Source organism: Pseudomonas sp. FW305-3-2-15-E-TSA4 (assembly GCF_058787295.1).
The window spans coordinates 184504-196754 of sequence record NZ_JBYSZP010000001.1 but is presented as its reverse complement, the minus strand read 5'-3'; the positions used below and the strand labels follow the sequence as shown (position 1 = coordinate 196754).

Below are 12251 nucleotides of genomic sequence, written 5' to 3'. Positions count from 1 at the left end.
AGCAGGGAGAACCACCATGTACCAACTCTTCATCGAAGGCCTGCAACGCCTCGGCCGCGCGCTGATGCTGCCGATCGCGATCCTGCCGATTGCCGGCCTGCTGCTGCGTCTGGGTGACACCGACCTGCTGAACATCGCGATCATTCACGATGCCGGCCAGGTGATCTTCGCCAACCTGGCGATGATCTTCGCCATCGGCATCGCTGTCGGGTTTGCCAAGGACAACAACGGCACCGCAGGCCTGGCCGGAGTGATCGGTTACCTGGTGATGATCTCCACGCTCAAGGTGCTCGACCCGAGCATCAACATGGGCATGCTCGCCGGGATTGTCAGCGGCCTGATGGCCGGCGCGCTGTACAACCGCTTCAAGGACATCAAGCTGCCGGAGTACCTGGCATTCTTCGGCGGCCGGCGCTTCGTGCCGATCGTCACCGGTTTCGCCGCCGTCGCGCTGGGCGTGGTGTTCGGCTACATCTGGCCGCCGATCCAGCACGGCATCAACAGCTTCGGCGCCTTGATGATGGAAAGCGGCAGCATCGGTGCGTTCGTGTTTGGCGTGTTCAACCGCTTGCTCATCGTCACCGGCCTGCACCACATCCTCAACAACATGGCGTGGTTCGTGTTCGGCAACTTCACCGACCCGACCACCGGCGCACTGGTCACCGGCGACCTGTCACGCTACTTCGCCGGCGATCCAAAGGGCGGCCAGTTCATGACCGGCATGTTCCCGATGATGATCTTCGGCCTGCCCGCCGCGTGCCTGGCAATGTACCGCAACGCGTTGCCGGAGCGCCGTAAGGTCATGGGCGGGATCTTCCTGTCGATGGCGCTGACCTCGTTTTTGACCGGGGTAACCGAGCCCATCGAATTCGCCTTCATGTTTTTGGCGCCGTTGTTGTATCTGCTGCATGCGCTGCTGACCGGCCTGTCGATGGCGATCACCAATGCGCTGAACATCCACCTCGGTTTTACCTTCTCCGGCGGCTTCATCGACATGGTGCTCGGTTGGGGGCGCTCGACCAATGGCTGGCTGGTGATTCCGGTCGGGCTGGCGTACGCCGTGGTGTATTACGCGGTGTTTGATTTCTGTATCCGCCGCTTCAATCTGAAGACGCCGGGGCGTGAGGACGTGGCCGCCACCGAGAAGTCGGTGCTTACGGAAAACGAACGTGCCGCTGCGTACATCAAGGCCTTGGGCGGTGCCGAGAATCTGCTTACCGTGGGCGCCTGCACGACTCGTCTGCGTCTGGAAATGGTTGATCGCAACAAGGCTTCCGACGCTGACTTGAAGGCACTGGGTGCGATGGCCGTGGTACGCCCGGGCAAGGGCGGCAGCTTGCAGGTGGTGGTCGGGCCATTGGCCGACAGCATCGCCGACGAAATCCGCCTCGCCATGCCGGCGCTGGGGCGTGCGTTGGTGGCTGCGCCTGCGGTGGTGGTCGAGGAACCGAAAGCTGCAATGGTCGCTGCACCGGAAGCCCAACAATGGCTGACGGCGTTGGGCGGTAGCGAGAATGTGCTGCAGCTGGACTGCATCGCCCTGACCCGCATTCGCCTGCAACTGGTCGATGGTAAAGCGTTGTCCGAGGCTCAGTTGAAAGAGCTGGGTTGCCAGGGTGTCAGCCCGCTGGAGGGTGGGGTCTGGCATTTGTTGATTGGCGAGAAAGCGGCGAGTTTGAGTGGAGCGATTGAGGCGTTGGTTAATCGGAGTGAGGTCAGCGTCAAGGTTTAGTCAACACAAAAAAACCGGCTCAGGCCGGTTTTTTTTATCGCTGACACGTTCAGCTCAGGGTAAATGCTGTTCTGCCTGGTAATGGCGAGTCTGGAATGGCATCAGCGTTTGAACCTTCAATCCAAGGCTTTCTGCTAACCCCCAAGAGACGGCTAATTGATCCTTGCGATTGCGTAACGAAACCATCTTTGGAGGTGCAACATCCTGCTTTGGCGTCGAGTGCGCGAAAAGCTGCAACGCATGCAGCGTTTCCAGCACGCGACTATCAGACACACAAGAGAAGCGCGTAAACCGCTCCAACAGGTAAGCCGCGCGACGGCGTTCTATATCGTCACTGTGATTTTTCAGAAACGCCTTAACCTCGCTTTCAACACTAGAATTCGAGTACCACACTTCTTTCGCAGCGTTCACCAGCGCGACGTCATCGGCCTGATTGAGCGGGCTCCTGACGAGAGTATCCAACGCGGATGAGAGGACGTGCGCGTCATTCACCTTCGTCATCTCCCTTCTCCAGATAGTCTTGCAATATGTTAGTCAGAACCGAAGTTGGTGGCTCTTTGTTGCCAACATATACATCAATGGCCTGCAATGCCAGACGCCGGAGCTCGCTGGTCAGTATGAATCCAAACCTGAGAAGGGCATTGATGTCGGCGATATCGTGATCGGTAGCCCTGCCCAGTTTTGTAATGGCTATGTCGACGGGTGCAGCAATATGTACACGGAGAGGGGACACCCGCGAAAACTCTGGCAGGGGAATACTTCGAGACCAATAATCTTCGTGGATCGGGCCAAAGCTAGTGTTGTATTGCAAGTCGTAGTTCAACTCCATCTTTCGCGCAGAACGCTCATCGACAAACGGCTCCGGCACCTCGGCAAGCAGCGTACGCAGGTCGAATCCTGCCGGAATACAAGCCTCATAGATTTCCGCGTCGACGTCCAACGATATGCGGTGATTGGTGTAGAGGTGAACCGCGCATCCTCCAAACACGATGATCTTGACCGCCCCCGGCGCAGCGTTCTCTTGAATCAGTTCCGTCTCGACTGACTTGAACATCGATACCAGCGCCCGCCCCAACGCGGTGTTCGTGTTGATACGGGGCGTAACGACGGGAAGCAATTCCATTTTAAACCTCAGAGTCATAGCGACGGCTCAGTGAAAGAGCAACATCCCGTTTTCGGTCTATTGCCAAGTTCGCTGTTTGCCAGAGACAACCCAAGGTAGAGAGGCTGCTTCCGAGGGACAACCTGAACATCTGGTAGGAAAAATCTACTAATTGATGAGGTACAGGAAGTATTCCGACAGCTAGAAAAATGCTTTCGCGAGCAAGCTCACTTCCACAGTGAAGCATTTCAAATGTGGGAGCCAGCCTGCTGGCGATGAACGATGGGCGCTCGTCAGGTTTGTGGATCGACCCGATCCAGCGCCCGGTTTACCGCCAGTTCGGCGAGCATGACGATTTGCTGGATCGCCAGTGCGGTGCTGCGTTGCAGGCCGCTGAGTTCGCTGGCGAAGTTGCTGGCCATGGCACTGGCGCAGCCCAACGATTCGTAGGCGTGGGCCAGCAAGGTTTCGGTGTCGATGCTTGGATTGACCAGGAACACTGTGCTGGGCTGATGCGCCTGAGCGGGCTGCGGGGTGAAGTAGAAATCGACAGCGCGCTTGATGGCTTCACGGTCTTTCGTCAGGTCTTCAACCCGGATGGCATCGGCGGGTGGGGGTGTGGCTTTGTGGGGTGGGTCGGGGATCAGTTTGTCCAAAATTCAACTCCTGCTATGGCGTGTGAAGATGCCATCGTTCGCCGGATCTCACGCGGCGAAGAGGTGGCAGCTATGTGCAGGGTGAGATCCACCGGAGCAGGCAACCGGCCAGACCGAAGTCTGCCCGCACACAGCCGCCATAAAGCAGGCAGCAGATTGAGCTGGCGCCAATTATCGTGGTGCTGGCGCTAGTTGCAAGCATTCCGGGGATCTCACGCCCGGTCGCTGAATTGGCAGCGACAGACAAAGCCTAGAGACCGGGCGTCCGAGGGACAACCTGAAAACCTTGTGGGAAGGTTCTGGTTATTTGACACAGATTTAAACAGGACCAATGCCCTTGGTGACCAGACTGACCCCATCGCCAGCAGGCTGGCTCCCACAATTTCAACCCGGTGTATTCAGGTAGAGATTGGTCGGCTGTCAGGCCGCCATCGCTGGCAAGCCAGGCTCCCACAGGGGTTGTGGGCATCTGCAATGGATCAGTGAGCTATCAGGATGCCTTCGCGAGCAAGCCCGCTCCCACAGTTTGAACCCGGTGTATTCAGGTAGAGATCGGTCGGCTGTCAGGCCGCCATCGCCAGCAGGCTGGCTCCTACAATTTAGCAAGCGCACACCCCATGCGGCGAAGCCGCCCCACTCCAGGATGAGCGCAAGCTCGGCTGTCGCTCTTGATCTTGATCCACGGGCGACGTCGGAAGGCTGAGTGGAGGGATTGATCCGGGGGTGGGAGCGCAGCGACCGTTTGGCGCAGCCAAACACAGCGAGAGGAGGTGCAGCGAAGCAAACCGGAGGCGCTGCGCCCGGATCAATCCCGCAGCGAAGGGATCCCGAGCCCCAGCGAGCGGGCCGAACGCAGGAGCAAGCGTTTTGGGTTACTTTTTAGGCGTTTGTAAAAAGTGACTCGCCGTAAGGGCGAAACCGCCAGCCGCTGCACCCGAAGCAACGGATATTCACACAGTCAGCCAGAGCATGGTCGCCTGTCAGGGCGCCATCGCGAGCAGGCTCACTCCTACAGAAAAGCAAATCGCAGGCAACAAAAAACCCGCAGACAATCACTCATCTGCGGGCTTCCCGTTCCAGCGGCAGAAAGATCAGAAATCCTCCAGCCGCCACACCTCATAAGCCGGCGTCTCGTAAGGGTGGCTCAACTTGAGAGCAGCCACCACATCACCAATCAACGCCTCACAAACCACAAGCTCAACCTTCCACTCCTCAACCCGCTCAACCTGCCCCGCCTCACCAATGAACGGCTGACTGCCGTCCAAAGGCCGAAACTGACCAGACCCAAGCACCTGCCAAGCACAGTGGTCATAGTCCCCGATCCGCCCACCACCGGCAGCGAATATAGCGTCCTTGACCACCTCGACATGACTGTCAGGAACAAAAAATCCGAGCTTGTACACGACGCTTAGTTCACCCAGACGCGAGCATTACGGAACATGCGCATCCAAGGAGCATCCTCGGTCCAGTCCTCCGAACGCCACGAGTTCTGCACCGCGCGGAACACCCGCTCCGGGTGCGGCATCATGATCGTCACACGACCGTCGCGGCTGGTGAGACCGGTAATCCCGCGCGGCGAACCGTTCGGGTTGGCCGGGTAGGCTTCGGTGACCTTGCCATGGTTATCGACGAAACGCATCGCCACGCAACCGGACAGATCGGCTTCCAGCAGGGCTTCTTCGCTGGAGAACTCGGCATGGCCTTCACCGTGCGCGATGGCGATCGGCATACGCGAACCGGCCATGCCCTGCAGGAAGATCGAGTTCGACTCCTGGATCTGCACCATCGCCACGCGCGCTTCGAACTGCTCGGAGCGGTTGCGCACGAAATGCGGCCAGAACTCGCTGCCCGGGATCAGCTCGTGCAGGTTGGACATCATCTGGCAACCGTTGCACACACCGAGGGTGAAACTGTCGTTACGCTCGAAGAAGCCCTGGAACGCATCGCGGGCACGGCTGTTGAACAGCGCCGACTTGGCCCAGCCTTCACCGGCGCCGAGGACGTCGCCGTAGGAGAAACCACCGCAGGCCACCAGACCTTTGAACTCGTTCAGGTCGACGCGGCCAGCGAGAATGTCGCTCATGTGCACGTCGATCGCGTTGAAACCGGCGCGGTCGAACGCTGCCGCCATTTCCACCTGACCGTTGACGCCCTGCTCACGCAGCACGGCAACCTGTGGGCGGATGCCTTTCTTGATGTAAGGCGCTGCGATGTCTTGGTTGACGTCGAAGCTCAGCTTGACGCTCAGGCCCGGGTTGTCTTCTTCCAGCAGCGCGTCGAATTCTTGCTCGGCGCAGTCGGCGTTGTCACGCAGACGCTGGATCTGGTAGCTGGTCTCGGCCCACTGACGTTGCAGCAGACGACGCTGACCTTCGAACACCGTGTCACCGTTGAAGGTGATGTTGATCTGGCCATTGTTGATCGGCTGACCGATCACCGACACGCAGTCACCCAGACCGGCCGCGCTGAACTGCGCGAGGATGTCTGGCGTGGCGTCCTGACGAACCTGAATCACCGCCCCCAGTTCTTCGTTGAACAGGATCGCAGCGATTTCTGCCGAGTTTTCGGCAACGCTGTCCAGGTTCAGGCTCAGACCGCAGTGGCCGGCAAAAGCCATTTCCACCACGGAGGTCAGCAGACCACCGTCGGAACGGTCGTGGTAAGCCAGCAGGTGACCGTCGGCGTTGAGGCCCTGGATCACTGCGAAGAAGGCCTTCAGGTCCTCGGCGTCATCGACGTCCGGCGCGTGCTTGCCGAGCTTGCCGTGCACCTGGGCAAGGATCGAAGCACCCATACGGTTCTGACCGCGACCGAGGTCGATCAGGATCAGGTCGGTGGTGCCCTTGTCCATGCGCAGTTCCGGAGTCAGGGTCTGACGGATGTCAGCCACTGGGGCGAAACCGGTCACGATCAGCGACATCGGCGAGGTCACGGTTTTTTCTTCGCCGTTGTCGTTCCAGCGGGTGGCCATGGACATGGAGTCCTTGCCCACCGGAATGGTGATGCCCAGCTCAGGGCACAGTTCCATGCCGACCGCTTTCACGGTGTCGTACAGACGCGCGTCTTCGCCCGGGTGGCCGGCGGCGGACATCCAGTTCGCCGACAGTTTGATGTCGGAGATCTTGTTGATGCGCGAGGCGGCAATGTTGGTCAGGGTTTCGCCGATGGCCATGCGGCCCGACGCCGGAGCGTCCAGCAACGCCAGCGGAGTCCGCTCGCCCATCGCCATCGCTTCACCGGTGTAGACGTCGAAACTGGTGGCGGTGACGGCCACGTCGGCCACCGGGACCTGCCATGGGCCGACCATCTGGTCACGGGCCACGAGGCCGGTGATGGTGCGGTCGCCGATGGTGATCAGGAAGCTTTTGCTCGCCACGGCCGGGTGATGCAGGACGCGCTCGATGGATTCGCTGATGTCGAGGTTCGACGGATCGAAATCGTCGCCCAGCTCGGCTTCGCGAACCACCGAACGGTGCATGCGCGGGGCCTTGCCCAGCAACACTTCCAGTGGCATGTCCACCGGGTTGTTGCCGAAGTGGCTGTCCGTCACGGTCAGTTGCGGCTCGGCAGTGGCTTCGCCGACCACGGCGAACGGGCAGCGCTCACGTTCGCAGATCGCCTTGAAGCGCTCGAAGTCGGCCGGGCCGACCGCCAGAACGTAACGTTCCTGAGATTCGTTGGACCAGATTTCGTGCGGGGCCATGCCCGGCTCGTCATTTGGAATGTTGCGCAGTTCGAAACGGCCACCACGGTCGCCGTCGTTGACCAGTTCCGGGAAGGCGTTGGACAGACCGCCCGCACCCACGTCGTGGATGAAGCTGATCGGGTTCTTGTCGCCCAGTTGCCAGCAACGGTCGATGACTTCCTGGCAGCGACGCTCCATCTCAGGGTTTTCACGCTGTACGGAAGCGAAGTCGAGATCCGCCGAGCTGGTGCCGGTGGCCATCGAGGACGCAGCACCGCCGCCCAGACCGATCAGCATTGCCGGGCCGCCAAGCACGATCAGCTTGGAGCCGACCAGAATCTCGCCTTTCTTGACGTGTTCTTCGCGGATGTTGCCCATGCCGCCCGCGAGCATGATCGGCTTGTGGTAACCACGAACCTCATCACCGTGCGGAGTAGAGATCGACTGTTCGAAGGTACGGAAGTAGCCAGTCAGGGCCGGACGACCGAATTCGTTGTTGAACGCGGCGCCGCCCAGCGGGCCTTCGATCATGATGTCCAGCGCGGTAACGATGCGCTCAGGCTTGCCGTACGGCACTTCCCACGGCTGTTCGAAGCCCGGGATCTGCAGGTTGGACACGGTGAAACCGGTCAGGCCGGCCTTTGGCTTGGCGCCACGACCGGTTGCACCTTCGTCGCGGATCTCGCCACCGGAACCGGTGGAGGCACCCGGGAACGGGGCGATCGCGGTCGGGTGGTTGTGGGTTTCGACCTTCATCAGGATGTGCACCGGCTCCTGCACCGCGCCGTACTGGCGGGTTTCCGGATCCGGGAAGAAGCGGCCGGCGACGTTTCCGACGATCACCGAAGCGTTGTCCTTATAAGCGGACAGCACGCCTTCGTTGTGCATCTGATAGGTGTTCTTGATCATGCCGAACAGGCTTTTTTCCTGGCTTTCGCCGTCAATATCCCAACTGGCGTTGAAGATCTTGTGGCGGCAGTGCTCGGAGTTGGCCTGGGCGAACATCATCAGTTCGATGTCGTGCGGGTTGCGCTTGAGACCGTTGAAGGCGTTGACCAGATAATCGATCTCGTCTTCGGCCAGGGCCAGGCCCAGCTCGGTGTTGGCCTTTTCCAGCGCGGCGCGGCCGCCACCAAGAATGTCGATCGCGGTCAGCGGCTTCGGCTCGGCGTGGCTGAACAGACCGGCGGCCTGTTCCAGATTGCCCAGAACGATCTGGGTCATGCGGTCATGCAGCACGTCGGCGATTTGCTGGGCTTCGGTATCGCTGAACTGGCCGGCGACGTAGAACGCGATACCGCGCTCCAGGCGCTGGATCTTGCTCAGGCCGCAGTTGCGGGCGATGTCGCTGGCCTTGCTCGACCATGGCGAGATGGTGCCGAAACGCGGCAACACCAGAAACAGACGGCCGGTCGGCTCTTGTACCGGAACGCTTGGGCCGTACTTCAGAAGGCGCGCAAGCACCTGCTGTTCGTCGCCGGTCAGGACGCCGGTGACTTCGGCGAAGTGAGCGAATTCAGCATACAGGCCACTGACAGCTGGAACCTTCTGGCTCAGTTGCTCAAGGAGTTTGCTGTGGCGAAAGGCAGAAAGGGCAGGAGCGCCGCGCAGGATCAACATCTTCGGGACAGCCTCGGGAAGGGGTGTGCTTTGAGGCCGTGCATTCTAGCCTAAACCGCCCTCAACATCACCCGAAACGCTACGCACGGTTGCACTCGGATATCAATCTGTGTTTCTGCCTTTGAAGTCAAATTTCAAGGGTGTGCGAGCAGCGCTTATTTTTTCTGTCACAAAATGCCGTTCAGCCCTATTCCTGCGGGGTTTCGTGCGGTTTTGTGATCTCTAGCAGACAAGCCGCTCACTGTCGAGATATGGCGCCCGCAGCCGTTTGCGTATACTGCGCAGATGTTTTTCCCAACGGCTTTGCGTCCGCGGTACGCCAAATGGCTGATCGCAACCGGACTCTTCCTGATGCTCGGTGGCTGTGTTGATAAACCCAACACACTCGAGCGCGTAAAGGAGGATGGTGTGCTGCGGGTGATTACCCGTAACAGCCCCGCCACCTACTTTCAGGATCGCAGCGGTGAAACCGGCTTCGAATACGAGCTGGTGAAGCGCTTCGCCGACGATTTGGGGGTTGAACTGAAGATCGAGACCGCCGACAACCTCGATGACCTGTTCAACCAGATTGGCAAGCCGAACGGCCCGGTGCTGGCGGCGGCAGGTCTGGTCAGCAGCGAGGATCGCAAGAAGCAGGTGCGGTTTTCCCACTCCTACCTCGAAGTCACCCCGCAGATCATCTACCGCAACGGCCAGTCTCGCCCTACCGACCCAGGCGATCTGGTCGGCAAGAAGATCATGGTGCTCAAGGGCAGCACCCACGCCGAACAACTGGCGGAGCTGAAAAAGAAATTTCCGGGCATCGAATACGAAGAATCCGACGCCGTTGAAGTGGTCGACCTGTTGCGCATGGTCGATGAAGGCCAGATCGACCTGACGCTGGTCGATTCCAATGAAGTGGCGATGAACCAGGTGTACTTCACCAACATCCGCGTGGCCTTCGACCTCGGCGATGCGCGCAGCCAGAGCTGGGCGGTGGCCGCCGGCGAAGACAACAGCCTGCTCAACGAGATCAACGCCTACCTCGACAAGGTGCAGAAGAACGGCACCCTGCAGCGCCTGAAAGACCGCTATTACGGCCACGTCGATGTCCTCGGCTACATGGGCGCCACTACCTTCGCCCAGCACTTGCAGCAGCGCCTGCCCAAATACGAACAGCACTTCAAAACCTACGCCAAGAAAGAGAAAGTCGACTGGCGCCTGCTGGCGGCCATCGGTTATCAGGAATCGCTGTGGCAACCGGCAGTCACTTCGAAAACCGGCGTGCGCGGTTTGATGATGCTGACCCAGAACACCGCTCAGGCGATGGGCGTGTCGAACCGTCTCGATCCCAAGCAAAGCATCATGGGCGGCGCCAAGTACCTGGCCTACATGAAGGATCAGCTCGACGAATCGATTCAGGAGCCGGACCGCACCTGGTTTGCGCTGGCGGCGTACAACGTCGGCAGCGGTCACCTCGATGACGCACGCAAACTGGCGTCCCGCGAAGGCCTGAACCCGGACAAGTGGCTGGACGTGAAGAAGATGCTGCCGCGCCTGTCGCAGAAGCAGTGGTACAGCAAGACCCGCTACGGCTACGCCCGGGGCGGCGAGCCGGTGCATTTCGTGGCGAACATCCGTCGCTATTACGACATCCTGACCTGGGTGACCCAGCCGCAGCTTGAAGGCGATCAGGTGGCCGAGGGCAATCTGCATGTGCCCGGTATCGACAAGTCAAAACCGGCTCAAGAGCCTGCCCCGCTCTAACCACCGCCCCAAAAACAAATGTGGGAGCGAGCCTGCTCGCGAAGGCGTCGTGTCAGTCGACATCATGGTTGACTGATTTACCGCTTTCGCGAGCAGGCTCGCTCCCACGGGTTTTGTGTCGAGGCTTAGTGCTTGGCGGCAGCCAAGATCAGCGTTTTCATCTCGGACACTGCAGACTTGAACCCGACGAACAACGCATGCGCCACCAGCGCATGGCCGATGTTCAATTCGTTGATGCCTTTGATCGCCGCCACGGCTTCGACGTTGTGATAATGCAGGCCATGCCCGGCATTGACGATCAGGCCCTGCGCCAAACCAAACGCTACGCCGTCGGCCACACGCTTCAATTCTTCAGCAACTTCAGTCGGGGTTTCGGCATCGGCGTAACGCCCGGTGTGCAGTTCGATGGCCGGCGCACCGACGCGCTTCGACGCAGCGATCTGGCGCTCGTCAGCATCGATGAACAGCGACACCTCGCTGCCGATCTTCGACAGGCGCTCGACCGCTGCCCTGATGCGTTCTTCCTGCCCCGCTACATCCAGACCGCCTTCAGTGGTCAGTTCCTGACGGGTTTCCGGGACGAGGCAAATGTGCGCCGGACGGATGCGTTCGGCGAACGCCATCATTTCTTCGGTGACGCCCATTTCGAAATTCATGCGGGTCTGCAGCACATCCTTGAGCAGCAGCACGTCGCGCTCCTGAATGTGCCGGCGGTCTTCACGCAGGTGCACGGTGATGCCGTCGGCGCCCGCCTCTTCCGCGTCCAGCGCTGCCTTGACCGGATCCGGGTAGCGTGTGCCACGGGCCTGACGCAGGGTGGCGACGTGGTCGATGTTCACGCCAAGAAGAATGCGATTGCTGGTGGTCACGGATGCGCTCCTGAAGGGAAAGATTCGGCGCACAGCATATCAGGGCTTTCGAAATAGCTCGCGGCTGACGAGGGGGCGACCGCCCAAGTGCACGGCCAGTGCCTGACGCATCAGGCGCTTGGCCGCTGACAGTGCGCCGGGAGCGGTCCAGTCGGCTTCGGCCATGGCCAGCAGTTCGGTGCCGTTGAACAGGCCCGGCTGCAACAGAAACACCCGTTCAAGTCCGGCATCCACTTGCAGACGATAGAGACCGTCCGGCGCGACCGGTTCGCTGTGGATATCGGTATTCAGGGAGAAGCCGTAACCGAGATCGTCCAACAGACGCCATTCGAACGAGCGCAACAACGGCTCCAGCGGGCGACCTTCGGCCAGCGCCAACAGTGTGGCAGCGTAGTGATCGAACACCGCCGGGTGCGGGTCTTCAGCGGGTAGCAGGCGGATCAGCAGCTCATTGAGATAGAGGCCGCTGAACAGCGCCTCGCCGACCATCCAGGTCGCGTTGCCGGCACTTTCCATGCGCCCGACATTCTTCAGTTCACCCTTGCCACGAAACTCGACTTCCAGCGGCACGAACGGTCGCGCCAGTGTCCCGGCCTTGCCCCGCGCACTGCGCAACACCGCCCGCAGCCGCCCTTGTGGCGTGAGGAAGTCGACCAGCGCGCTGGTTTCGCGGTAGGCGCGCGAATGCAGGACGTAGGCGAGCTGGACGGGAGGTGGGGTTTGCGACATGGAGTTCTCGATGAAGAAACGCAGTTTTTACACACCACCCAAAAACCAAATGTGGGAGCGAGCCTGCTCGCGAAAGCGGAGTGACAGTCAACATCAATGCTGAATGTTACAT

General features: G+C 60.2%; 9 protein-coding genes. 2 read left to right on the top strand and 7 right to left on the bottom strand.

The features are described from left to right. Positions 1 to 16 precede the first annotated feature (16 nt). Positions 17 to 1732: an N-acetylglucosamine-specific PTS transporter subunit IIBC gene (gene nagE / locus AC3WMV_RS00910; RefSeq protein WP_103369808.1), complete on the top strand. Its 1716-nt coding sequence runs from the start codon at positions 17 to 19 to the stop codon at positions 1730 to 1732. 54 nt (positions 1733 to 1786) lie between these two features. Here the strand turns inward: nagE and AC3WMV_RS00905 are convergent, their stop codons facing one another. The 5 genes from AC3WMV_RS00905 to purL all read right to left on the bottom strand — a co-directional run bounded on the left by AC3WMV_RS00905 (position 1787) and on the right by purL (position 8795). Continuing rightward, positions 1787 to 2233, bottom strand: a complete 447-nt coding sequence (locus AC3WMV_RS00905) for a hypothetical protein (protein WP_007967820.1) — start codon at positions 2231 to 2233, stop codon at positions 1787 to 1789. Beyond that, on the bottom strand, positions 2217 to 2855 hold the full coding sequence (locus AC3WMV_RS00900; RefSeq protein WP_178085279.1) for a DUF6036 family nucleotidyltransferase: 639 nt from the start codon (positions 2853 to 2855) through the stop codon (positions 2217 to 2219). The genes AC3WMV_RS00905 and AC3WMV_RS00900 overlap by 17 nt, the downstream gene beginning before the upstream one ends. A gap of 272 nt (positions 2856 to 3127) precedes the next feature. Continuing rightward, a complete protein-coding gene (locus AC3WMV_RS00895; RefSeq protein ID WP_492561382.1) occupies positions 3128 to 3490 on the bottom strand; it encodes a DUF6124 family protein in 363 nt (120 codons plus the stop codon). A gap of 1091 nt (positions 3491 to 4581) precedes the next feature. Beyond that, a complete protein-coding gene (locus AC3WMV_RS00890; RefSeq protein ID WP_103369735.1) occupies positions 4582 to 4893 on the bottom strand; it encodes a YqfO family protein in 312 nt (103 codons plus the stop codon). A gap of 5 nt (positions 4894 to 4898) precedes the next feature. Then, complete coding sequence (gene purL / locus AC3WMV_RS00885) at positions 4899 to 8795, bottom strand: phosphoribosylformylglycinamidine synthase (RefSeq protein WP_103369734.1); 3897 nt, start codon at positions 8793 to 8795, stop codon at positions 4899 to 4901. A 285-nt stretch (positions 8796 to 9080) separates the two neighbouring features. On the opposite strand from purL, the gene mltF reads away from it, so the two are divergent. Beyond that, positions 9081 to 10541 carry a membrane-bound lytic murein transglycosylase MltF gene (gene mltF / locus AC3WMV_RS00880; RefSeq protein WP_097086355.1) on the top strand — a complete coding sequence of 487 codons (1461 nt, stop codon included), beginning with the start codon at positions 9081 to 9083 and terminating at the stop codon, positions 10539 to 10541. A gap of 125 nt (positions 10542 to 10666) precedes the next feature. On the opposite strand, the gene pdxJ is transcribed toward mltF, so the two are convergent. Further along, positions 10667 to 11410, bottom strand: coding sequence for a pyridoxine 5'-phosphate synthase (pdxJ, locus tag AC3WMV_RS00875; protein ID WP_085654695.1), 744 nt, complete (start codon positions 11408 to 11410; stop codon positions 10667 to 10669). Between the two features lie 39 nt (positions 11411 to 11449). Next, entirely contained in the window at positions 11450 to 12139 is a 690-nt protein-coding gene (gene recO / locus AC3WMV_RS00870) for a DNA repair protein RecO (RefSeq protein ID WP_097086352.1), read from the bottom strand. Positions 12140 to 12251 lie beyond the last annotated feature (112 nt).

Excerpts from the sequence above, each read along its gene's own strand:
- nagE (WP_103369808.1), top strand. The coding sequence starts at position 17 with ATGTACCAACTCTTCATCGAAGGCCTGCAACGCCTCGGCCGCGCGCTG.
- AC3WMV_RS00905 (WP_007967820.1), bottom strand. The coding sequence starts at position 2,233 with ATGACGAAGGTGAATGACGCGCACGTCCTCTCATCCGCGTTGGATACT.
- AC3WMV_RS00900 (WP_178085279.1), bottom strand. The coding sequence starts at position 2,855 with ATGGAATTGCTTCCCGTCGTTACGCCCCGTATCAACACGAACACCGCG.
- purL (WP_103369734.1), bottom strand. The coding sequence starts at position 8,795 with ATGTTGATCCTGCGCGGCGCTCCTGCCCTTTCTGCCTTTCGCCACAGC.
- mltF (WP_097086355.1), top strand. The coding sequence starts at position 9,081 with ATGTTTTTCCCAACGGCTTTGCGTCCGCGGTACGCCAAATGGCTGATC.
- recO (WP_097086352.1), bottom strand. The coding sequence starts at position 12,139 with ATGTCGCAAACCCCACCTCCCGTCCAGCTCGCCTACGTCCTGCATTCG.